Source organism: Arthrobacter sp. NPDC058130 (assembly GCF_042884475.1).
Lineage (GTDB): Bacteria > Actinomycetota > Actinomycetes > Actinomycetales > Micrococcaceae > Arthrobacter.
In genome coordinates, this window is sequence record NZ_JBHVTV010000009.1 from 160,589 (window position 1) to 180,777 (window position 20,189).

A 20,189-nucleotide genomic window follows, 5' to 3' on the forward strand; every position below is an offset into this window, starting at 1 on the left:
GCTGCACCTGCCGACGCCGGTTCCGCCGGCGAGGCGGTGTCCGACGCTGCTGACGCAGCGGACGACGCCGCTGAGGCAATGGACGACGCTGCTGAGGCAATGGACGACGCTGCTGACGCAGTGGACGACGCCCATGCGACTGACGGCGCGGCCGGCGAGGAGTTTGTCATCAAACTGCTCGACCGTGCCGTGTCCGGCATGGGCGGCCAGAGCCGCGATGGCCAGCATGAAATGGCCCGGCAGGTGGTGCGCGCGATTGACAGTGGCGACCACCTGCTGGTCCAGGCCGGTACCGGCACCGGCAAGTCGCTGGCTTACCTGATTCCGCTGATCGCCCATTCGCTGACCAGCAACAAGCCCACGCTGGTCTCCACCGCCACCCTGGCGCTGCAGACGCAGATTGTCGGGCGGGACCTCCCCAGGCTGCTCAAGAACATCACGCCCGCCCTGCAGCGGCCCGTCAAGGTCGCCCTGGTGAAGGGCCGGTCCAACTATGTGTGCCGGCACAAGCTTGAGGGCGGCTTCCCGTCTGAGGAACCGTCCGAGGGGCAGCTGTTTTCCCTCGGCGAGGACACCAGCGTCCCGCACTTCGCGGCAGCACTGGGCGGGCCCTCCTCCCAGTTGGGCAAGGAAGTCGTCCGCCTGCGCGAATGGGCCGAAGAGACGGCCACGGGGGACCGCGACGAGCTCATGCCCGGCGTCACCGACCGGGCCTGGCGTCAGGTCTCGGTTACCTCCATGGAGTGCCTCGGGGCACAGAAATGCCCGCTCGCGGCCGAATGCTTCAGCGAACTGGCGCGGCACAATGCCGCCGACGCCGACGTCGTGGTCACCAACCACGCCATGCTCGCCGTGAGCGCCTTCGAAGGCCTGGCGGTGCTGCCCGAGTACGACGTCGTGGTGGTGGACGAGGCGCACGAACTTCAGGACCGCGTCACGGGCGCGGTCTCTGGCCAGCTCTCCGTGGCGATGGTGCACGCCGCAGCATCCGGTGCCCGGAAGCACACGGGCATCACCGTGGACGCGCTGAACAATGCCGCCGCCCACCTTGAGCTGGCCATCGACGGCGTCCCCAGCGGCTTGATGCCCAACGGCCTGAACACCGAACAGCTGGACTGCATCGACCAGCTGCGTGACGCCTGCCGCGCCGCGCTGTCCGATTCGAAGGGGGACAGTTCCACAACGGCCGACGGAGGGCGCCAGCTGGCCCGCTCCCGCCTGATGGTCATCCTGGAACTCTGTGAACGCCTCCTGGCCGCGCGCGAAAACCGCGAAGTCGTGTGGTTCTCCCGCAACAGCAGCTTCGACCCGGCACAGGGCTTCTCCCAGCCCGACGACAGCGCACCGGCGTTGATCAACGTTGCCCCGCTGAGCGTCGCGGGTCGCTTGCGTGAGGGTTTGTTCGAAGGCCACACAGTCATCCTGACCTCGGCCACGCTGGCCATCGGCGCAGCCTTCGAGCCTGCGGCCGGAGGCCTGGGCCTGGTCGGCAACGGCGCCCCCAGCTGGACCGGCGTCGACGTCGGATCCCCCTTCGACTATCCGAAGCAGGGCATCCTCTATGTCGCCCGGCACCTGCCCAAACCCGGCCGCGGAACTTCTCCGGAGGCACTGGACGAACTCGAGAAGCTGATCCGCGCGTCCGGCGGCGGTGCCCTGTGCCTGTTTTCCTCGCGGCGGGCGGCCGAGGACGCCGCCGAGGCGATGCGGCCCCGGCTGGGCATGAGCATCCTGTGCCAGGGGGAGTCGACAATGACGGCGCTCGTGCGTCAGTTTGCCGACGAACCGGACACGTGTCTGTTCGGCACGATGTCCCTCTGGCAGGGCGTCGATGTTCCCGGCGTGTCCTGCCGGCTGGTGGTCATTGACCGGATTCCCTTTCCGCGGCCTGACGATCCGCTGATGACGGCGCGTTCCCGGGCCGTCGCCCAGGCCGGCGGCAACGGCTTCATGACCGTCTCGGCCACGCATGCCGCGATCCGCCTCGCGCAGGGGGCAGGCCGGCTGATCCGCTCGACGTCGGACAAGGGCGTGGTGGCGGTACTGGATTCACGGCTGTCCACGGAGCGCTACGGCGGATTCCTCCGCGCGGCGCTGCCCCCGTTCTGGCCGACCACGGATTCCTCGATTGCCATGGCTGCCCTGAAGCGCCTGGCCAAAGAATCGGCACAGGCCCCCACATAGGCAGCTGAGCAGCCAGGGGACCAGGAAACGCCAAGGTCCCCGTCCGGATTACCGGCGGGGACCTTGGCTTCGGGTGTACGTGGTCAGGGATGACCCGGCCGCAGCCGCTACAGGGAGCGGAGCACCGAGACGACTTTGCCCATGATGACCGCGTGGTCGCCCAGGATGGGTTCGTACTGGGTGTTCTGCGGCAGCAGCCAGGTGTGGCCGTCCCGCTGGCGGAAGGTCTTGACCGTGGCTTCGTCGTCCAGCAGCGCGGCAACGATGTCGCCATTCACGGCATCGCCCTGCCGGCGGACAACCACCCAGTCACCGTCGCAAATGGCGGCATCGATCATCGAGTCGCCGGCCACCTTGAGCATGAACAGTTCGCCATGGCCCACGAGTTGGCGGGGCAGCGGCATGACGTCCTCCACCACCTGGTCCGCGAGGATCGGCCCGCCGGCGGCGATGCGTCCGACGAACGGCACCATTGCCGTGTCAGTGGCGCTGGCGAGTTCCGTGACTGAAAGGCCGCCGACAGCCCGCAGGCCGCTGGACTTCTCGACCCCCGAAATCGCCGTGGTCCCCTCGTCCAAGGTCAGCGGCATGAGCACTTCCATGGCCCGGGGGCGCTTGGGGTCGCGCCGCAGGTAGCCGAGCTTTTCGAGCTGGGAGAGCTGATGGGTCACGCTCGACAGGCTGGCCAGGCCGACGGTGTCGCCGATCTCACGCATGGAGGGCGGGTAACCGTTGTCCGTAACGGAGCGCTGGATGGTTTCCAGAATTTTCTTCTGCCGGACGGTGAGGCTTTTGGGGGCCCGTACGGGTTGTTGGCTCCGAGAGGAGGCCCTGCCGCCGGTGGCTTGTGCTGCCATGTTCGCCAATGCCTTTCCGTTCCGCCCGGCCACTGTGGCTGCTGTCACCGGGAACTTCCGGCCTGAAATGTCAGACCCTGCTGATCAACTACCAATGTTCGAATCAACTGGCGATGTTCAACTAGCGATGTTCGAGTCACAAGCGGTTGTCCTGTCCCTCAAAAATAGGCCAGCTGCAAGGCTTTTTCAAACATTTGTTCTAGCGAGTCTCGACATCGTTCGTTAGTAAGTGCTAAAACAGAACAAGCAAGGTTCGAATATGTGTTCGATTTCGAGGTTCAGGCGTCGAAGGCAGTGTTCGGTTCTATGTTCGAAAGTTCGGTCGGTTGGCGGCGAGTACGTGGAGTACGCCGGGCGGCACCGTATGGTCCAGGAGGGCTCAGTTCATGTCAGCTTCAAGCGCGTATCACGGCACTTTGGTTCATGACGTCACGAATCACCGGCCGAAGCAGCCGCCGCTGCGGCTCACCCGGCGCGGACGCTTCGTCTTCTTTGGCGTCCCGCTGATCCTGCTGGTGGCGCTCATCCTGTCGCTCAGCGGATTCCTCAACGCCCCCGCGAAAGCGGCGGATTCAGCGGACCAGCTCTCGCTGACGCCCACCGTTTCGGTGACAGTGCAGCCGGGCGAGTCGCTCTGGGCCATCGCGGGCTCGGTCGCCCCGGAGCGCGACCCCCGCGACGTCGTGGCCGACATCGTGCAGCTGAACAACCTGGACGCCGCGCGTGTGATGCCGGGCCAGCAGCTGTTCGTCCCGTCCAAGTAACTCAGTCCAGGTAACGCCGTCCACGAAGCGCCCAAGTGCCGCGGCAGGCGTCACAGTTTCAGCGCCCGTCCCGCTACCACTTAAACTGGTCACGTGACTGACCAGCTTGAGCGCCTCAACCGACTGCCCCTCCGAACCAATCTGCGCGGCCTGCGTCCCTACGGCGCGCCCCAGCTGGACGTCCCCATCCTGCTCAACGTCAACGAGAACACCCATGGTGTCCCGGCCGATGTCCGCGAGGCCATTAGCGAGGCCGTGAGTGCCGCCGCCGCCGGGCTGAACCGCTATCCGGACCGCGAGTTCACCGAACTGCGTGTTGCCCTCGCCGAATACCTTGGCCACGGCCTGGACGCGGAGAACATCTGGGCCGCGAACGGCTCCAACGAGGTGCTTCAGCAGATCCTCCAGGCATTCGGCGGCCCCGGCCGCACTGCCCTCGGGTTCCCTCCGACATACTCGATGTACCCGCTGCTGGCCTCTGGCACCGACACGGAGTACCTGGTCGGTGCCCGCGCGGCAGACTACGGGCTCAGCGCGGAATCGGCAGCCCGGCAGGTCCGCCAGCTCCAGCCCAACATCGTTTTCCTGTGCTCCCCGAACAACCCCACCGGTACCGGGCTGGGGCTTGATGTCGTCGAAGCCGTCTACGACGCCGGCGAGGCGAGCCAGACCATTGTGATCGTCGACGAGGCCTACCACGAGTTCGCCCACGACGGCACGCCCAGCGCCCTCGCACTGCTGCCCGGCCGGGAGCGGCTCATCGTCTCGCGCACCATGAGCAAGGCCTTCGCCCTGGCCGGTGCACGCCTGGGCTACATGGCCGCGGCCCCGGAAGTCGCGGACGCCCTGCGCCTGGTCCGTCTGCCGTACCACCTTTCCGCCATCACCCAGGCCACCGCCCTGGCCGCCCTGCGCCACCGGGTGGCGCTCATGGCGGATGTCGAGGACATCAAGCGCCAGCGGGACCGGATCGTGTCCGAACTGACCCGGCTGGGCCTTAGGCCGGCCGCCTCGGATTCCAACTACGTTTTCTTCGGCGGCTTGGAGAACCCCCACGAAGTCTGGAAGGGCTTGCTCGATGCCGGTGTCCTCATCCGCGACGTCGGCATTCCGGGGCACCTTCGCGTGACCGCGGGTACTGAGACAGAAACCACAGCCTTCCTCGAAGCCCTTGAACGCATCCTGACGAGCTCCGCAAAGCCGCAGGCCTAGACTTGGTGGGGAGCCCGAGCGCCCCGCCAGACCGCCCAACACCCTGCCTTCTTCCAAAGGACATATCTACATGAGCAACCCAGGATCCACCGCCGCCGAGGGCCGGACCGCACGCATGGAACGGACCACCAGTGAGTCCTCGGTCCTGGTCGAGATCAACCTGGACGGCGCCGGCGTCTCGGACATCAGCACGTCGGTCCCGTTTTACGACCACATGCTGACGGCCCTCAGCAAGCACTCGCTGATTGACATGACCGTCAAGGCCACCGGTGACACCCACATCGATGTCCACCACACCGTCGAGGACGTAGCCATCACCTTCGGCGAAGTGCTGAAGACCGCCCTGGGCAACAAGGCCGGGATCCGCCGGTTTGGCGAGGCTACCGTTCCCCTGGACGAGGCCCTCGCGCAGGCCGTCGTCGACGTCTCAGGCCGTCCCTACCTGGTCCACGCCGGGGAGCCGGCAGGCCAGGAATACCACCTGATCGGCGGCCATTTCACGGGCTCCCTGACCCGCCACGTCTTCGAGGCAATCACGCTTCACGCCGGGATCTGCCTGCACATGAACGTCACCGCCGGACGCGACCCCCACCACATCGTCGAGGCACAGTTCAAGGCCTTCGCCCGGGCTCTGCGCGCAGCCGTGGAGCCGGATCCCCGCGTCGAGGGCATTCCGTCCACCAAGGGCGCCTTGTGACCGGCCCGGAACTGCGTGACGGGGCCATCATCGACCCCGCCGCCGGGACCAGGCTGGTGTCCCCGGGAGGCAAGCCCACCGTTACGGTGCTGGACTACGGCTCCGGAAATGTCCGGTCTGCCGTCCGTGCGCTGGAACGGGCCGGTGCCGACGTCATCCTCAGCTCCAAGCCTGAGGATGTCCTCAACGCCGACGGCCTGATTGTGCCCGGCGTCGGCGCCTTCGAAACCGTCATGCGCGAACTCAAGGCCGTTGACGCCATCCGCATGATCGGCCGCCGTGTCGCCGGAGGCCGGCCTGTGCTGGCCATCTGCGTCGGACTCCAGGTGCTGTTTGAAGCCGGCGTCGAACACGGCACGGAAGCCGAGGGCATGGGGGAGTGGCCCGGCAAGGTGGAACTGCTGCCTGCCGACGTCGTGCCCCACATGGGCTGGAACACCGTCTCCGTCCCCGAAGGGTCCAAGCTGTTCGCCGGTGTTGAGGCCGAGCGCTTCTACTTTGTGCACTCCTACGGCGTCCAGCACTGGGACTTCGACGTCATACAGCCCCGGATGGCGGCGCCGCTGGTGACCTGGTCCGACCACGGAGCCCCGTTCATCGCGGCCGTGGAAAACGGCCCGCTCTGCGCCACCCAGTTCCACCCGGAGAAATCCGGCGACGCCGGCGCCCGGCTGCTGCGCAACTGGGTCCAGGGCCTGCACCCCGCAGCTCCGGCACAGGCGGCCGCCCCGGAACGGACCGCCTAGATGTGGTCCCTGGTGCTGATGGGCCTCGCCGGCCTCCTGGTCGGCGGCGCGATCTCCTTCCGGCAGCAGAAAAGTCCGCGCTGGGTGCAGATCGTCTTCTACATCCTCGCCGGCATGTCGCTCCTGGCCGCCTACCTCCTGACCCTGCCGGCGTCCTGACGATTCCGCCGCGCTCCCACATATCCATCCCCAAGCTGAGGACTCCAATGACCACCGAAACCCCGCTGCCCGTACTTGAGCTCCTGCCCGCCGTCGACGTCGTCAACGGCCAGGCCGTCCGGCTGGTCCAGGGCGAGGCCGGCAGCGAGACGAGCTACGGCACCCCGCTGGAGGCCGCGCTCAACTGGCAGCAGCAGGGGGCCGAATGGGTGCATCTGGTCGACCTGGACGCCGCGTTCGGCCGCGGCTCCAACGCCGAGCTCCTGCGGGAGGTCGTGGGGCGCCTCGATATCAAGGTCGAGCTCTCCGGCGGCCTGCGCGACGACGAATCCCTCGAAAAAGCCCTCGACCTCGGCGTCGCCCGGGTAAACCTCGGCACCGCGGCACTGGAGAACCCGGAGTGGACCGGACGGGTGATCGAACGCTTCGGCGACAAGATCGCCGTCGGCCTGGACGTCCGCGGCACCACCCTCGCCGGCCGCGGCTGGACCAAGGAAGGCGGGGACCTCTGGGAGGTGCTCGGCCGCCTCGAGGAAGCCGGCTGCGCCCGGTACGTCGTCACCGATGTGACCAAGGACGGCACGCTCCAGGGCCCCAACGTCGAACTCCTGCGCCAGATGGTCGAGAAGACGGGGAAGCCCGTAGTTGCCTCCGGCGGCATCTCCAGCCTCGAGGACCTGAAAGTCCTGCGTTCGCTGGTGCCGCTCGGCGTGGAGGGCGCCATCGTCGGCAAGGCCCTCTACAACGGCAACTTCACGCTGCCCGAGGCCCTCGACGTCGCCGGCCGCCGCTAGGCGGTCACCGCTCATGACGCACCCCCACGAGTCCCAGGAGCCATCCGGGCCCCACGACGGACTGCCCGCGGGCACCGGGGCGGGACCCGTCCGGCATCTGCCCGGCCACATCGCGGCCGCGCTTGCCGGCGCCGGCGGGCCCACAGACTCCGCCGGCCAGCCCTGGGCAGGGCGCAGCCTGTCCGGCGATGACGCAAAGATCCACAATTTCGAGGATGACGACGGCGCCGCCGACGCCGGCTACCTCGCGGCCCTGGCGGATCTCGCCGAGGGCACGGGCGACGAGGCGGCCGTGGTGGCCGCGCTTGCCACCGCCCGGGTGTTCGTGCCGATCCTCGCCCAGCTCGCCGAAGAGGGCGAAGGCGCGGCCGGGAAGCACGGGGAGGAACTGCAGGGGGACAAACTGCACGGCGACAAGCAGGCCGACATGGCCCTCGTGACGCTCAAGGCGCCGGACGGGCGGACGGCCATGCCGGTGTTCACCTCGGCGGCGGCATTGGAGGCGTGGCATCCGGAGGCCAGGCCGGTCGCCGTGTACGCGGCCCGGGCCGCGCTGTCCGCGGTCGCGGAAGGCGCCCAGCTCCTGGTGCTGGATCCCGGCTCCGAGGTCACTTTCGTGGTGCGCCGGCCGGCGGTGTGGGCCCTCGCCCAGCAAAAGACCTGGACGCCGTCGTATGCCGATCCGGAACTCGCCGGTGCCCTCGGGGAAGGCGCGGCTGGCTTTCCGGCCGTCCGCCGTGTTGAAATTCATCCAGGGGGTGGAGTTGCCTCGGCCATGGCCGATGGCAGGCGGCTCCCCGGTGGGGGAGCAGGTCCGGAACTCCGTGTGGTCCTCTACCTTGAAGACGGGCTCGACGCCGCCGGCGTGCAGTCCATCGTCGCCGGCCTCAACAACGCCTGGGCCCGGAATGAAATTTTTGCCGAGCGGGTTGATTCGATCGAGGTCAAGCTGCAGCGCGCAGCACCATAGCTGACGGTCCAACGGGGGGACATCCCGGTGCTGCCGTGGGCAGTACCAGAAGGATGTAGTTTCGTGAACTTCGCGCTTTACCGTCAGCTGCTGGCCGTCCAGCCCATCAGGCGGCTCCTGCTGGTCGGGATGATCGCCCGCATACCGCACTCGGCGGCCGGGGTTTTGTTGACCCTCCACATCGTCCTGACCCTCGGCCAAGGCTACGCTGCCGCCGGCGCTGCGGCCGCCGTGATGACGGTCGGAATCGCCGTCGGGGCGCCGTGGCGCGGGCGCCGGGTCGACACCGTCGGGCTGCGCAAGGCGCTCATTCCGTCGGTCGTCTCCGAGACCGTGATCTGGTCAGTCGTGCCGCACGTGTCCTACGAGGTCCTGCTGCCCCTGGTGTTCATCGGCGGCCTGCTGACCCTGCCGATCTTCAGCGTCGTGCGGCAGTCACTGGGCGTGCTGGCCCCCGGGGAACAGCGCCGCACGGCCTTCGCCCTGGACGCGATCGCCACCGAGCTGGTCTTCATGATCGGCCCGGCTGTCGGTGCCGTCGTCGCCACCAGCGGGCAATCCGTGCTTGGTCTGACAATCGTGGGAGTGGCCACCTCCGTCGCCGGACTCTTCCTCATGTGGTTCAACCCGCCCACCCGGAGCGCTTCCCCCGACGCCGAACTCGAGTCGGAAGAGCTCGAATGCGCGGAAGCCGCCGTCGTCGCCGCCGCGCCGGCCCATCTGCAGGAGGCCGCAGCCGAACTGGCGCCCCTGGCAGCCGCCGCCGAGGAACGGCGCCAACGCCGCTCCGGCCTCCGGCACAGGGTCATCCACAACTTCAGCTGGTTCACCGCCGCCGTGGCCTCCGTGTTCGCCGTGGCGGCCGGGGTCGGCATGGTCCTCAGCGGCACCGACGTCGGGATCGTGGCGGCCCTCCAGACCGGCGGCCACGAGGCCGAGATCGGGATCGTCTTCCTGTTCTGGTGCGCGGCCTCGGTGGTGGGCGGCCTACTCTATGGCGCCATGCACCGGCCCGTCTCACCGATCCTGCTGCTGCTGGGAATGTCAGCGCTCACCATCCCGATGGCCTTCGCGACCGACGTCTGGACCCTCAGCCTGCTCGCGTTGCTGCCCGGGCTGCTGTGCGCCCCGGTGTTGTCCGCGGCATCGGAAAAGGTGGCCGAGCTGGTTGACGAGGGAAGGCGCGGCGAGGCGATGGGCTGGTACGGCTCGGCGCTTACCGGCGGGGTGGCCCTGGGTGCGCCGCTCGCCGGGCTGTTCATCGACGTCATCGGCCCCTCGGCCGGCTTCTTCTCCGTGGGACTGGCCGGCGTGGCCCTCTGCCTGGTGGGACTCGCCCTGCAGCAGGTGCGCCGCCGCCGGCTCGCCCACGTCTGACCATGCGCTGACGCCGCCTGCCGCACCTGTACAGCAAGGGGCGTTAACGACGACGGCGGCGGGCGGACCTCAATGGTCCGGCCGCCGCCGCTTTGGTTCTGACGTTTGTGCTTAGTTGACCGGGCCGGTGTACTTCTCGCCCGGGCCCTTGCCCGGAGCATCCGGAATGATCGATTCCTCACGGAAGGCGAGTTGGAGTGAGCGCAGTCCATCGCGCAACGGACCCGCGTGCTGCGAGCCGATTTCGGGCGCCGCCGCCGTCACCAGACCGGCCAGGGCCGTGATCAATTTGCGGGCCTCATCCAGGTCCTTGAGTTCCTGGGCATTTTCCTCGGCCGCCAGGCCGAGCTTTACCGCGGCCGCGCTCATCAAGTGGACGGCGGCCGTGGTGATGACCTCGATCGAGGGAACTTCCGAGATGTCGCGGATCTGCTGCGATACGTCGTTCTTGGCGGCTGCGGGCTCGAAGACGTGGGAATTGCTGTCTGAAGTGCTCATGCTGGTAAGCTTGTCACAGACCGACTAAATGTCGTTATTCTGCAGTACGACTCCAAGCCAGTGGGAAACCACCGTTTTGGTAAACCCGGCGACGCACATGTGCGTTGAGCGGGCATCTTTCTGTAGAGTTGACTTTAGTTTGCAAGCGGAGATCTCTCCCACCCGCGTCAGCCGCGAAACTTCCCTCGGGAAGCCCCTCCCTTTGGGAGTCAAGGTTGCCGGGTACTGGTCGGGCACTACCTGGGACTCCGGTCCACAGGAAGTGCATGCCCCTCGCTGAGGGAGGCAGTTCCGATCTCGAGGCCTTCGATTGCTCCGGCAATTGGGGGCCTTCTCTTTTTGCCGGTGGAATACCCCTCACGAACACAGGAGCTTTAACATTAGCGAGCCAAGAATCAATGAGCGTATCCGCGTCCCCGAGGTGCGGCTGGTCGGCCCTGCAGGCGAACAAGTAGGAATTGTCCGTATTGAGGATGCCCTGCGTTTGGCTGCCGAGTCCGATCTTGATCTCGTTGAAGTTGCACCGCAGGCGAAGCCTCCGGTGTGCAAGCTGATGGACTTCGGCAAGTACAAGTACGAAGCCGCTGTCAAGGCACGCGAGGCCCGGAAGAACCAGACCAACACGGTCCTGAAGGAAATCCGCTTCCGCCTGAAGATTGACACCCACGACTACGAGACGAAGCGCGGCCACGCGCTCCGCTTCCTCGGCGCCGGGGACAAGGTCAAGGCCATGATCCAGTTCCGCGGCCGTGAGCAGCAGCGTCCCGAGATGGGCATCCGCCTGCTCCAGCGCTTCGCCGACGACGTCGCCGAAGTTGGTGTGGTGGAGTCCAGCCCGCGGATCGATGGCCGCAACATGGTCATGGTGGTTGGCCCGCTGAAGAACAAGGCTGAAGCCAAGGCAGAGGCCCGCCGCGCAACGCAGCGCGCAGAAGCCAAGGCGGAGAACGAGGCCAAGGCTTCGGGACGCGTCGACGTCTCCGGTGGCAATGCCCCGCTGACCCAGTCGCTGTCCGACCTCCTGCCGGAAGGCTTCGTCGTTTCGGCGGAGGCTCCCGCGACGGAAGCGCCCGCAACGGTGGCTCCCGCGGTCGAAGAAGCCAAGGTCGAAGAGGCCAAGGTCGAAGAGGCGGCAGCCCCGCAGGCCCCGGTTGAGGAGACCAAGGCCGAAGAGGCTCCCGTCCAGGAAGCACCGAAGGAAGCTGCGCCGAAGGAAGCAGCTCCCAAGGCGGCCGAGAAGCCGGCGGCTGCTAAGGCTCCTGCGGCCCCGAAGGCCGCTCCGGCCCCGGCGGCAGCAGCCAAGGCTCCCGAGGAAAAGGCAGCCGCTCCGGCGGCGGCACCGAAGCCGGTTGCTGCTCCGAAGCCGGTGCCGAGGCCGTCAGCGCCGAAGCCCGCCGCACGGCCGGCCGCCCCCCGGGCTGCCGCCAAGCCTGGCAGCAAGAAGACCAACTAGTTCACGGCTGCCGGACAGCAATGTCCGGCAGCAAGCAACCAGCACGCCGCCCGCAGGGGTGGCTGCACGAAAGAGCTGCAGACTTTTCTGCGGATACGTAAGGAGATCGGTTCCCATGCCGAAGATGAAGACCCACAGTGGTGCTAAGAAGCGCTTCAAGCTGACCGGCAGCGGCAAGCTGCGCCGCCAGCAGGCCAACCGCCGCCACTACCTCGAGCACAAGTCCTCGCGGCTGACCCGTCGCCTCGCCGGCGACAAGATCGTCTTCAAGGGCGACGCCAAGGTCATCCGGAAGATGCTCGGCATCTAAGTTCCAAGTTCTCTGACTGTTCGCCACCTGGCAGCAGTCAACTACCAAAAAGGCTTCTCAGGCCAGCCGGACAAATCCGGCAGTAGACGCTTGGGATCAGAAATTTCTAAGGAGTACGCACGTGGCACGTGTGAAGAGGGCGGTTAACGCCCACAAGAAGCGCCGGGTTATCCTCGAACGCGCAAAGGGCTACCGCGGACAGCGTTCACGCCTGTACCGCAAGGCAAAAGAGCAGCTGCTGCACTCGTTCGTGTACAGCTACGGCGACCGCAAGAAGAAGAAGGGCGACTTCCGCCGTCTCTGGATCCAGCGCATCAACGCTGCATCGCGCGCCAACGGCCTGACCTACAACCGACTGATCCAGGGCCTGAAGGCCGCTGAGGTTGAGGTTGACCGCCGCATGCTGGCCGAGCTTGCCGTTTCCGACGCCAACGCCTTCGCCGCGCTGGTCAAGGTCGCCAAGGACTCGCTGCCCGCCGACACGTCCGCTCCGGCCGTCCAGGCCGAGGCCGCTCCGAAGGCTGCCAAGAAGGCTCCCGCGAAGAAGCCTGCTGCCAAGAAGGCTGACGCCGAGGCCGCAAAGTAGTTCCTGCCGCAGTTGAAAAACTGCCTCGTTCAAGAACCGGCTGCGAAAGCATCTAAGGTTCTTATATGAACGAAACCGGGCGCCCGCAAGACTTTCCACTTTCCAATCCCCGAGCTGATCGGGTGAGGAAGGTGGCACAGCTTGCCGGGCGCCCGGCCCGTTTAAAGCGCAGCGAGTTCCTGGCGGAGGGCCCGCAGGCTGTCCGGGAGGCCCTGGCCCTGCACCAGAAAAGGATTGCCGCCGGGAAGTCCGGCGTTGTACATGAGGTCTACGCGAGCGAGGCCTGCCTGGACCGGCACCCGGACCTGGAGACACTCGCGGAGGGCGCCACGGCATACCTCGCCACCGACGAAGTGCTGGCCGCGATGGCGGACACGGTCAATCCGCAGGGCATTCTCGCGGTCTGCGGTTTCCTGGACGTGAGCCTTGAACAGGTGCTCGATGCCGGCCCGCAGCTGGTTGCCGTGCTGTGCCAGGTCCGTGACCCCGGCAACGCGGGAACCGTGCTCCGGGCAGCCGACGCGGCCGGCGCGGACGCCGTCATCCTGACCGCATCCAGCGTCGACATTTACAACCCCAAGGCCGTTCGCTCGACGGCGGGATCCCTTTTCCACCTGCCGATCGTCCTCGGCGCCGACGTGGCGGAGCTGGTGGCCCGCTGCAAGGAACGGGGGATCGGCGTGCTCGCCGCGGACGGATACGGCCAGCTGAACCTGGACCGCCTCCAGGACGAGAACGCGGCCCGCCGGCTGGGAGCCTCGGCCGCCGAATCGGCGTATGCGCTGGAAAAGCCCACTGCCTGGCTCTTCGGCAACGAGGCACAAGGACTGTCCGAGGACGAGATTGCACTGGCCGACCACAGGGTGGCGGTACCGGTCTATGGGGAAGCGGAGAGCCTGAACCTCGGCACCGCAGCCACCGTCTGCCTCTACGCCAGCGCCCGCTCCCAGCAGGCAACGTAAGGGACTTTCCGCACGGCAGGCGGCCCAAGCGGAGACGCCTGGCGGACAAGCAGGCCAAACAAATGGCGGGACCCACCAAGTGGTGGGTCCCGCCGTCGTACTGTTACTGGCGCTGAACTCGCGGAATGCGGTCGGCGCCATGCGAAATTTAAGTGGTCTTGTTGCGTCCTGTGATGGCGCCGTAGATGCCCGCAACAGCGAGGCCGCCGACAATGGCCAGGAGCCAGGAACCGAGATTCCAGAATTCCATCTTGCCGCCGCCGAACAGAAGGTCGCCGATCCAGCCGCCGACAATTGCTCCGACGACGCCGAGTACGAGGCTGGTAACCCAGCCGCCGCCAACCCTGCCGGGCATAACTGCCTTGACGATTGCACCTACTATGAGTCCGAGAATGATCCAGCCAAGAAAGCCCATGTCTCCTCCTACATATTTGTCGGCATCCAAATTGTGAATCCCGAACATGGCTTCAAGCTAACATAGGGCGGATTACTTGTCAGCAGGGGAGTGCCCAATCGTTACGTGGCCGCGCTGGCCCTTCCGCGGTTCGGCGGCAGCCTGGAAACAGGTACGGTATTCCTTGTGGGCGCTGGGTTTTCCGGTGTCCGTGTACACCCCGGAAGAACCCCATAAGGAGAAGCTCACGTGGCTGCAAACGGCGGTACCAAGGCGATTCTCGCGGCACTGGCCGCCAACCTGACCATCGCCGTTTTGAAGTTCGTCGCCTACTTTCTGACGCTGTCCTCGTCCATGCTGGCGGAGGCGATCCACTCGCTCGCAGACTCCGGCAACCAGCTGCTGCTCCTGGTCGGCGGCAAGCGCGCGCAGAGGCAAGCCAGTCCCGAACACCCCTTCGGCTACGGCCGCGAGCGGTATATCTACGCCTTCATCGTCTCGATCGTGCTGTTCAGCGTCGGCGGCCTCTTCGCGCTGTATGAGGCCTGGGAGAAACTCCAGCACCCGCACGCCATCGAGGGGGACTTCTGGTGGGTTCCGCTCGCCGTCCTGATCGGCGCGATCATTGCGGAGTCGTTCTCATTCCGGACGGCGATTATCGAATCCAACCCCCTCCGGGGAAAGCAAGGCTGGGTCAAGTTCATCCGCAATGCCAAGCAGCCGGAACTTCCGGTGATCCTGCTCGAAGATTTCGGCGCCCTCGTGGGCCTGGTGTTCGCGCTCTTCGGCGTGGGGATGACGCTCCTGACCGGGAACGGCATCTGGGACGCCCTGGGCACCGCGATGATCGGCCTGCTGCTCGTCGCGATCGCCGTGGTGCTGGCCATGGAGACCAAGTCCCTGCTGCTGGGCGAGTCGGCCACCCGCGACGACGTCGCCAAGATCCGCACCGCGATCGAGGCAGGCGGCACCACGATCATTCACCTCAAGACCATGCATCTTGGACCTGAGGAACTGCTGGTGGCAGCCAAGATCAGCATCGCCGGAACGGACTCGGGCCAGGACATTGCCAGGGCGATCGACGAGGCCGAGGTCCGGATCCGCGAGGCGGTCCCGATCGCCCGGGTGATCTACCTGGAACCGGACGTGCAGCGCGTCAGCGCCCCCTGAGCCGCCCGGCACCGTCGGATCACGAAAAGCCAACGCGGTCCATAAGAAACGGCAGCCCTGTCCGGTGCACAGCTGGACAGGGCTGCCGTTCTTTCACCTCTGAACCTGAGCCGCCGATTAACGCGTGCGCCTTCTGAAACGGTGGACGGGTCGGCTAGGAGGTCAGCGGCCGCCTGCGTTCCACGGCGCCGCTGACGGCGGCGACCCCGAGGCCCAGGACGGCAAGGACCGCGCCCACAAGTGCCGGCGCGATATAACCCCAGCCCCAGGCGATCACCAGGCCGCCCAGGAAGGCCCCCAGGGCGTTGGCGACGTTGAGTGCCGCATGGTTGAGCGAGGAAGCCAGCGACGGTGCGTCGGGAGAAGCATCCAGGAGCCGGGTCTGCAGGGCCGGGACCAGCATGGACCCGGCGGCGCCAACGACGAACACCATGACCAGCGCGGACCAGGCCCAGTGGACGGCGATGGCATAGACCACGAGCGCCACGGCCGTGGCCGGCAGCACCCAGTAGATGGTGCCCATGACGGATTTATCGGCGATCCGGCCGCCAACGATATTGCCCACCACCATGCCCACTCCGTACAGTGCCACGACCAGCGGCAGCCACGGCGCGGGCAGCCCGGCCACGGAAGTCATGGTGTGCGCGATGTACGTGTACGTCGCGAAGAAACCGCCGAAGCCGACGATGCCGACCAGGATGGCGAGCCAGACCTGGAGCCGCTTGAGCGCGCCGAGTTCACGGCGGAGGCTGGCATCCGCGTGCGGCTTTTGGAACGGGACGAACTTCCACAGCATGGCGAGCGTGATGATGCCGATCAGGCCGACCAACAGGAACAGGAGCCGCCAGCCGTAGCTCTGGCCCAGCCAGGTGGCGAAGGGGACACCGATGACGTTGGACACCGTCAGCCCGGCCATGACCATCGAAATGGCCCACCCGCGCTTGGTCGGCGCCACCAGCGACGCAGCGATCACGGCCGCAACTCCGAAGAAAGCGCCGTGGGGCAGGCCCGCGGCGAACCGGGACACCAGCATGGAGCCGTAGTCCGGGGCGAGGAAGGAACTGAGGTTGGCGATGCTGAAGAAGAGCATGAGCCCCAGCGCCAGATACTTCCGGGGGAGCTTGGCCCCGACGGCGGCCAGCACCGGTGCGCCTATCACGACGCCGAGGGCATAGGCCGAAATGAGGTGGCCGGCCTCGGGGGTGCTGATGTTCAGGCCCTGTTCGATCTCCTTGAGCAGGCCCATCATGGTGAATTCGGTGGTGCCGATGCCAAAGCCGCCCATCGCCAGGGCAATGATGGCCAGGGCAAGGTGACGGGTGCCGGACTTGGACGACGCCGGGGCGTGTGTGGTGGTTGTCATTCGTCTTTTCGGGGAGATTTCCGGGAAGGTCCGGAGGGGTCGGCCAGATAAATATGCTTTAAAGAACCTGGAGGGGGCGCCGAGTATTCCGCAACTGGCGAATACTCTGCAGCTGGCCTGGGCGGCCCCTCCACCATTGTCCCCTACCCGGCGGGACAGGTCTCCCGTCCCGGCACCGGGCGCCCGACCGGGCGATCGCCATAGACTTGGGGGCGTGACTGGACTCATTGGCGTCGTTGGTGGCGCAGTAGTGGACTCGCTGGCCGAACCGGGCAAGCTCCTTGTAGCGCGGCGCACGGCGCCTCCGCAGTTTGCCGGCATGTGGGAGTTCCCGGGCGGAAAGGTGGAGCCCGGCGAAGCGGCCGAGGATGCCCTGCACCGCGAGCTCAGCGAGGAGCTGGGCGTACTGGTGCGGCTGGGGTCCGAGCTGCCCGCGGAGACCGCCGCCGGCTGGCCACTCAACGAGAAAGCGGCGATGCGGGTCTGGTTTGCCGAGCTGGCCGACGGAGAGCCCCGGCCGCTGGAGGACCACGACGAACTGCGCTGGCTCGACCTCAGCAACCCGGCCGAGGTCCTGGACCTGCCGTGGATCCCGGCGGACTTTCCCATCGTCGAGGCCCTCCTGGCAGCCGTCCGCGCCACCGGGCCCCGCGGAGTGGGAGCCGCACTCAGCCGCTGACCCCAGCGCTCCAGCGGGCTTCCGGGCCCCACCTCTCGCCAAACCGTCAGGCATGTGCCTACTCTGAACGCAATCGAGAGGAGTGGCCCGTGCAGGTCGGTGTCGGACGAGAGCAGCGAACCGGGGAACGCCGCGTCGCGGCCACACCGGAGACGGTCCAGCAGCTGACGGCCCTCGGGCTCCATGTCCTGGTGGAGAGCGGCGCCGGAACCGAGGCAGGGTTCGCGGACGCCGCCTTCAAAGAGGCCGGCGCGACGGTGATCTCCGAGCTCCCGTACGAGGCCCTGGACGTCCTGCTGCATGTCCGCCCGCTCACGCCGGCGGGCGTGGCAAGGCTCCGGCCCGGCACCGTCACCATCGGCCTGGGGTCGCCGGCCTCGGAGCTGCCCACCGTCCGGGCGCTGGCCACCGCCGGGATCACCTCGTTCGCCCTGGAACTGCTTCCGCGGATCTCCCGGGCACAGTCCATGGACGCGCTCAGCTCGCAGTCCCTGGTCACCGGCTACCGCGCAGTGCTGGAAGCCGCCGTGCGGTACCCGCGGTTCTTCCCGCTCTACATGACCGCCGCCGGAACCATCCCGCCGGCGAGGGTCCTGGTCCTTGGGGCCGGCGTCGCCGGGCTGCAGGCGATCGGAACGGCGAAACGGCTCGGCGCCCGCGTATCAGCCAACGACATCCGGGCCGCCTCCGCCGACGAGGTCGCCTCGATGGGCGGCACCTTCATCAACCTGGACGTTGACGCGGCGGCAGAAGGAACCGGCGGCTACGCCCGTGCCCTCGGCGAGGACCGGGCGCAACTCCAGCGCAGCCTGCTCGCCCCGCACGTCGCGGCAGCGGACATCCTGATCACCACGGCGGCCATCCCCGGCCGCCCCGCTCCCTTGCTGGTGACCACCGCCATGGTGGGCATCATGCGGGCCGGGTCCGTCGTCGTCGACCTCGCCGCGGAGTCCGGCGGCAACGTAGAAGGTGTGATCGCCGGCCAGGACGTCCAGGTGCCGGTCGACGGCGGAACCGTCACGCTCGTGGGCCTGAAGGATGCGGCATCCGCCATGCCGTCGGATGCCTCCCGGCTCTATGCCCGGAACGTGAGCAACTTCCTGGCCCTCATGACGGACGCCGGCACCGTCGCCCCGGACTTCTACGACGACATCGTGTCCGGTTCGTGCCTGACCCACGGCGGGGCCGTGCTCCATGCCCCCACCGCGGCAGCATTGGGAGCATTGGGAGAGGACGCATGATGGGCCCGGTCGCGCTGCTGACAGTGGTGGTACTCGCGGTGTTCGTCGGCTTCGAAGTCGTTTCCAAGGTGACCAGCAAGCTGCACACGCCGCTCATGTCGGGCGCGAATGCCATCCACGGCATCATCCTGGTTGGCGCAATTATCGTCGCCGGACAGGCCAGTGATCCGTGGGTGCTTGGCATCGCGCTCCTGGCCGTCGTCCTGGCCACCGTCAACCTGGTGGGCGGCTTTGTGGTCACGGACCGGATGCTGGAGATGTTCAGCGTGCACAAACGGTCAGACGCACAGGAACGTGCCGTCCCCGCCAAGGCTGGCGGAGTCGAAGGAGAAGGACGCACCAGCGATGCGAACTCCGGCGGCGCCGCGGGGGAGGTCCGATGAGCCTCCTGACCGCCGAGTGGACAGCCCTTCTGTACCTTGCGGCCGCCGTCTGCTTCATCCTGGCGCTCAAGGGCCTCAGCTCGCCACGGACCGCCCGCCGCGGCAACCTCATCGGTGCCGCCGGGGCGCTCCTGGCCGTGGTCACCGTGTTCTTCTCGGCGCGGCTGGAAAACATTGCTCCCATCCTTGGCGCCATCGCCGTCGGCTCCGTCGTTGCCGTGCCGGTGGCGCGGCGGGTGCAGATGACCCAGATGCCCCAACTGGTGGCCCTCTTCAACGGCGTCGGAGGTGGGGCCGCCGCCCTGGTCGCCGTACTCGAACTTGGCCACAACGAGGACCCCTGGGTCCGTCTGGCCGTGGTCTTCACCATGCTCGTGGGCGCGGTGTCCTTCGCCGGCTCCGCGGTGACTGTGGGCAAGCTGCAGGAACTCATCAGCACCCGCCCGCTGCTGTTTCCCGGCATGCCCTGGGTGATGGGGGCCGTCCTGCTGGGAGCGGTCATCTCCGGAGGGCTGGTGGTCCTCACGGGGTCGCTCGGCTGGTCACTCGCGCTGCTGGGCCTGGGGCTCGCCGCCGGGCTGCTCCTGGTATTGCCCGTCGGCGGGGCAGACGTGCCGATCGTGATCTCCCTGCTGAATGCCTTCACAGGCCTGGCGGTGGCAGCGTCCGGTGTGGTCCTGGGCAATGTGCTGCTGCTCGTCGCCGGGACGCTGGTAGGCGCAAGCGGCACCATCCTGACCAAGGTCATGGCTTCGGCCATGGGGCGCGGGGTCGGCGGCATCATGTTCGGGGCGTTCAAGGGCGGTTCGACGGCGGGATCCACCGCGGTGAGCGACCGGCCGGTGCGCTCGTCCTCGCCGGAGGACGTCGCGGTCCAGCTCGGCTATGCCCAGCGCGTGGTGATTGTCCCCGGTTACGGGCTCGCCGTGGCCCAGGGCCAGCACACCGTGGCCGAGCTTGCCGCGGCCCTGGAAGCCCGCGGTGTGGACGTGGTGTTTGCCATCCATCCCGTGGCGGGACGAATGCCGGGCCACATGAACGTGCTGCTGGCCGAGGCCAACGTGCCATATGAGTCACTGCGAGAACTTTCAGAAGTGAATCCGGAGTTCGCGAACACGGATATCGTGCTGGTGGTCGGCGCCAACGACGTCGTCAACCCGGCGGCCAAGACCTCGCCCGGTTCGCCGATCTACGGGATGCCGATCCTGGAGGTAGTGCAGGCGCAGCAGATCGTATTCCTGAAACGGTCGATGCGCCCGGGGTTCGCCGGGATCGAGAACGAGCTCCTCCACGATCCCAAGACCACCCTCCTGTTCGGGGATGCCAAGGAATCGCTGGCAAAGGTGCTCGGCGCGGTCAAGGCGCTCTAGGGGCACGGACCTCTAGGAGC

Annotated in this window: 22 protein-coding genes; 18 read left to right on the plus strand and 4 right to left on the minus strand. The window is 67.2% G+C overall.

Annotation, left to right across the window (positions count from 1 at the left end):
- Positions 1 to 99: 99 nt before the first annotated feature.
- Entirely contained in the window at positions 100 to 2,184 is a 2,085-nt protein-coding gene (locus ACFVTM_RS15865) for an ATP-dependent DNA helicase (protein ID WP_390204606.1), read from the plus strand.
- Positions 2,185 to 2,291: 107 nt separating this feature from the next.
- Here ACFVTM_RS15865 and lexA read toward each other — a convergent pair whose 3' ends face one another.
- Positions 2,292 to 3,041: a transcriptional repressor LexA gene (lexA, locus tag ACFVTM_RS15870; protein ID WP_390204521.1), complete on the minus strand. Its 750-nt coding sequence runs from the start codon at positions 3,039 to 3,041 to the stop codon at positions 2,292 to 2,294.
- A gap of 386 nt (positions 3,042 to 3,427) precedes the next feature.
- Here lexA and ACFVTM_RS15875 point away from each other — a divergent pair, with 386 nt between their 5' ends.
- From ACFVTM_RS15875 to ACFVTM_RS15910, 8 genes are all read left to right on the plus strand, one after another.
- A complete protein-coding gene (locus ACFVTM_RS15875) occupies positions 3,428 to 3,805 on the plus strand; it encodes a LysM peptidoglycan-binding domain-containing protein (RefSeq protein WP_390204522.1) in 378 nt (125 codons plus the stop codon).
- Between the two features lie 93 nt (positions 3,806 to 3,898).
- Positions 3,899 to 5,017: a histidinol-phosphate transaminase gene (locus ACFVTM_RS15880; protein ID WP_390204523.1), complete on the plus strand. Its 1,119-nt coding sequence runs from the start codon at positions 3,899 to 3,901 to the stop codon at positions 5,015 to 5,017.
- A 70-nt stretch (positions 5,018 to 5,087) separates the two neighbouring features.
- Entirely contained in the window at positions 5,088 to 5,714 is a 627-nt protein-coding gene (hisB, locus tag ACFVTM_RS15885) for an imidazoleglycerol-phosphate dehydratase HisB (RefSeq protein ID WP_390204524.1), read from the plus strand.
- Complete coding sequence (gene hisH / locus ACFVTM_RS15890; protein ID WP_390204525.1) at positions 5,711 to 6,460, plus strand: imidazole glycerol phosphate synthase subunit HisH; 750 nt, start codon at positions 5,711 to 5,713, stop codon at positions 6,458 to 6,460. The genes hisB and hisH overlap by 4 nt, the downstream gene beginning before the upstream one ends.
- A complete protein-coding gene (locus tag ACFVTM_RS15895) occupies positions 6,461 to 6,619 on the plus strand; it encodes a hypothetical protein (protein ID WP_208748425.1) in 159 nt (52 codons plus the stop codon). It abuts the gene before it with no gap.
- Between the two features lie 47 nt (positions 6,620 to 6,666).
- Complete coding sequence (priA, locus tag ACFVTM_RS15900; protein ID WP_390204527.1) at positions 6,667 to 7,413, plus strand: bifunctional 1-(5-phosphoribosyl)-5-((5-phosphoribosylamino)methylideneamino)imidazole-4-carboxamide isomerase/phosphoribosylanthranilate isomerase PriA; 747 nt, start codon at positions 6,667 to 6,669, stop codon at positions 7,411 to 7,413.
- A 13-nt stretch (positions 7,414 to 7,426) separates the two neighbouring features.
- Complete coding sequence (locus ACFVTM_RS15905) at positions 7,427 to 8,383, plus strand: SseB family protein (protein WP_390204528.1); 957 nt, start codon at positions 7,427 to 7,429, stop codon at positions 8,381 to 8,383.
- 63 nt (positions 8,384 to 8,446) lie between these two features.
- Positions 8,447 to 9,760 (plus strand): MFS transporter, encoded by a 1,314-nt coding sequence (locus tag ACFVTM_RS15910; protein WP_390204530.1) that lies wholly within the window; start codon positions 8,447 to 8,449, stop codon positions 9,758 to 9,760.
- Positions 9,761 to 9,871: 111 nt separating this feature from the next.
- Here ACFVTM_RS15910 and ACFVTM_RS15915 read toward each other — a convergent pair whose 3' ends face one another.
- Complete coding sequence (locus tag ACFVTM_RS15915) at positions 9,872 to 10,258, minus strand: DUF1844 domain-containing protein (RefSeq protein WP_390204532.1); 387 nt, start codon at positions 10,256 to 10,258, stop codon at positions 9,872 to 9,874.
- Between the two features lie 421 nt (positions 10,259 to 10,679).
- Here ACFVTM_RS15915 and infC point away from each other — a divergent pair, with 421 nt between their 5' ends.
- The 4 genes from infC (at position 10,680) to ACFVTM_RS15935 (ending at position 13,569) form a co-directional block, all read left to right on the plus strand.
- Complete coding sequence (gene infC / locus ACFVTM_RS15920; RefSeq protein WP_390204534.1) at positions 10,680 to 11,711, plus strand: translation initiation factor IF-3; 1,032 nt, start codon at positions 10,680 to 10,682, stop codon at positions 11,709 to 11,711.
- A 115-nt stretch (positions 11,712 to 11,826) separates the two neighbouring features.
- Complete coding sequence (gene rpmI, locus ACFVTM_RS15925) at positions 11,827 to 12,021, plus strand: 50S ribosomal protein L35 (RefSeq protein ID WP_009358635.1); 195 nt, start codon at positions 11,827 to 11,829, stop codon at positions 12,019 to 12,021.
- A 121-nt stretch (positions 12,022 to 12,142) separates the two neighbouring features.
- Complete coding sequence (rplT, locus tag ACFVTM_RS15930; RefSeq protein WP_390204536.1) at positions 12,143 to 12,607, plus strand: 50S ribosomal protein L20; 465 nt, start codon at positions 12,143 to 12,145, stop codon at positions 12,605 to 12,607.
- A 65-nt stretch (positions 12,608 to 12,672) separates the two neighbouring features.
- Positions 12,673 to 13,569, plus strand: coding sequence for a TrmH family RNA methyltransferase (locus ACFVTM_RS15935; RefSeq protein ID WP_390204537.1), 897 nt, complete (start codon positions 12,673 to 12,675; stop codon positions 13,567 to 13,569).
- Between the two features lie 148 nt (positions 13,570 to 13,717).
- Here the strand turns inward: ACFVTM_RS15935 and ACFVTM_RS15940 are convergent, their stop codons facing one another.
- The gene (locus ACFVTM_RS15940) at positions 13,718 to 13,984 is read right to left on the minus strand and encodes a GlsB/YeaQ/YmgE family stress response membrane protein (RefSeq protein WP_090956472.1); all 267 of its coding nucleotides are present in this window, start codon (positions 13,982 to 13,984) and stop codon (positions 13,718 to 13,720) included.
- Between the two features lie 228 nt (positions 13,985 to 14,212).
- Here ACFVTM_RS15940 and ACFVTM_RS15945 point away from each other — a divergent pair, with 228 nt between their 5' ends.
- A complete protein-coding gene (locus ACFVTM_RS15945; protein ID WP_390204539.1) occupies positions 14,213 to 15,133 on the plus strand; it encodes a cation diffusion facilitator family transporter in 921 nt (306 codons plus the stop codon).
- A 154-nt stretch (positions 15,134 to 15,287) separates the two neighbouring features.
- On the opposite strand, the gene ACFVTM_RS15950 is transcribed toward ACFVTM_RS15945, so the two are convergent.
- Positions 15,288 to 16,496 carry an MFS transporter gene (locus tag ACFVTM_RS15950; protein ID WP_390204540.1) on the minus strand — a complete coding sequence of 403 codons (1,209 nt, stop codon included), beginning with the start codon at positions 16,494 to 16,496 and terminating at the stop codon, positions 15,288 to 15,290.
- Positions 16,497 to 16,710: 214 nt separating this feature from the next.
- Between ACFVTM_RS15950 and ACFVTM_RS15955 the strand changes: the two genes are divergently transcribed.
- The 4 genes from ACFVTM_RS15955 (at position 16,711) to ACFVTM_RS15970 (ending at position 20,169) form a co-directional block, all read left to right on the plus strand.
- Complete coding sequence (locus ACFVTM_RS15955) at positions 16,711 to 17,175, plus strand: (deoxy)nucleoside triphosphate pyrophosphohydrolase (RefSeq protein WP_390204541.1); 465 nt, start codon at positions 16,711 to 16,713, stop codon at positions 17,173 to 17,175.
- An 89-nt stretch (positions 17,176 to 17,264) separates the two neighbouring features.
- Positions 17,265 to 18,416 carry a Re/Si-specific NAD(P)(+) transhydrogenase subunit alpha gene (locus ACFVTM_RS15960; protein ID WP_390204542.1) on the plus strand — a complete coding sequence of 384 codons (1,152 nt, stop codon included), beginning with the start codon at positions 17,265 to 17,267 and terminating at the stop codon, positions 18,414 to 18,416.
- Positions 18,416 to 18,799 (plus strand): NAD(P) transhydrogenase subunit alpha, encoded by a 384-nt coding sequence (locus ACFVTM_RS15965; RefSeq protein WP_390204608.1) that lies wholly within the window; start codon positions 18,416 to 18,418, stop codon positions 18,797 to 18,799. The genes ACFVTM_RS15960 and ACFVTM_RS15965 overlap by 1 nt, the downstream gene beginning before the upstream one ends.
- The gene (locus ACFVTM_RS15970; protein ID WP_390204544.1) at positions 18,796 to 20,169 is read left to right on the plus strand and encodes an NAD(P)(+) transhydrogenase (Re/Si-specific) subunit beta; all 1,374 of its coding nucleotides are present in this window, start codon (positions 18,796 to 18,798) and stop codon (positions 20,167 to 20,169) included. The genes ACFVTM_RS15965 and ACFVTM_RS15970 overlap by 4 nt, the downstream gene beginning before the upstream one ends.
- The last annotated feature ends 20 nt before the right edge of the window (positions 20,170 to 20,189 follow it).

What these genes read in the sequence shown, in the direction of transcription:
- ACFVTM_RS15865 (WP_390204606.1), top strand. Translation starts at nt 100, where the DNA reads ATGGACGACGCTGCTGACGCAGTGGACGACGCCCATGCGACTGACGGC.
- lexA (WP_390204521.1), bottom strand. Translation starts at nt 3,041, where the DNA reads ATGGCAGCACAAGCCACCGGCGGCAGGGCCTCCTCTCGGAGCCAACAA.
- ACFVTM_RS15875 (WP_390204522.1), top strand. Translation starts at nt 3,428, where the DNA reads ATGTCAGCTTCAAGCGCGTATCACGGCACTTTGGTTCATGACGTCACG.
- hisB (WP_390204524.1), top strand. Translation starts at nt 5,088, where the DNA reads ATGAGCAACCCAGGATCCACCGCCGCCGAGGGCCGGACCGCACGCATG.
- ACFVTM_RS15895 (WP_208748425.1), top strand. Translation starts at nt 6,461, where the DNA reads ATGTGGTCCCTGGTGCTGATGGGCCTCGCCGGCCTCCTGGTCGGCGGC.
- priA (WP_390204527.1), top strand. Translation starts at nt 6,667, where the DNA reads ATGACCACCGAAACCCCGCTGCCCGTACTTGAGCTCCTGCCCGCCGTC.
- ACFVTM_RS15905 (WP_390204528.1), top strand. Translation starts at nt 7,427, where the DNA reads ATGACGCACCCCCACGAGTCCCAGGAGCCATCCGGGCCCCACGACGGA.
- ACFVTM_RS15915 (WP_390204532.1), bottom strand. Translation starts at nt 10,258, where the DNA reads ATGAGCACTTCAGACAGCAATTCCCACGTCTTCGAGCCCGCAGCCGCC.
- rpmI (WP_009358635.1), top strand. Translation starts at nt 11,827, where the DNA reads ATGCCGAAGATGAAGACCCACAGTGGTGCTAAGAAGCGCTTCAAGCTG.
- ACFVTM_RS15935 (WP_390204537.1), top strand. Translation starts at nt 12,673, where the DNA reads ATGAACGAAACCGGGCGCCCGCAAGACTTTCCACTTTCCAATCCCCGA.
- ACFVTM_RS15940 (WP_090956472.1), bottom strand. Translation starts at nt 13,984, where the DNA reads ATGGGCTTTCTTGGCTGGATCATTCTCGGACTCATAGTAGGTGCAATC.
- ACFVTM_RS15950 (WP_390204540.1), bottom strand. Translation starts at nt 16,496, where the DNA reads ATGACAACCACCACACACGCCCCGGCGTCGTCCAAGTCCGGCACCCGT.
- ACFVTM_RS15965 (WP_390204608.1), top strand. Translation starts at nt 18,416, where the DNA reads ATGGGCCCGGTCGCGCTGCTGACAGTGGTGGTACTCGCGGTGTTCGTC.
- ACFVTM_RS15970 (WP_390204544.1), top strand. Translation starts at nt 18,796, where the DNA reads ATGAGCCTCCTGACCGCCGAGTGGACAGCCCTTCTGTACCTTGCGGCC.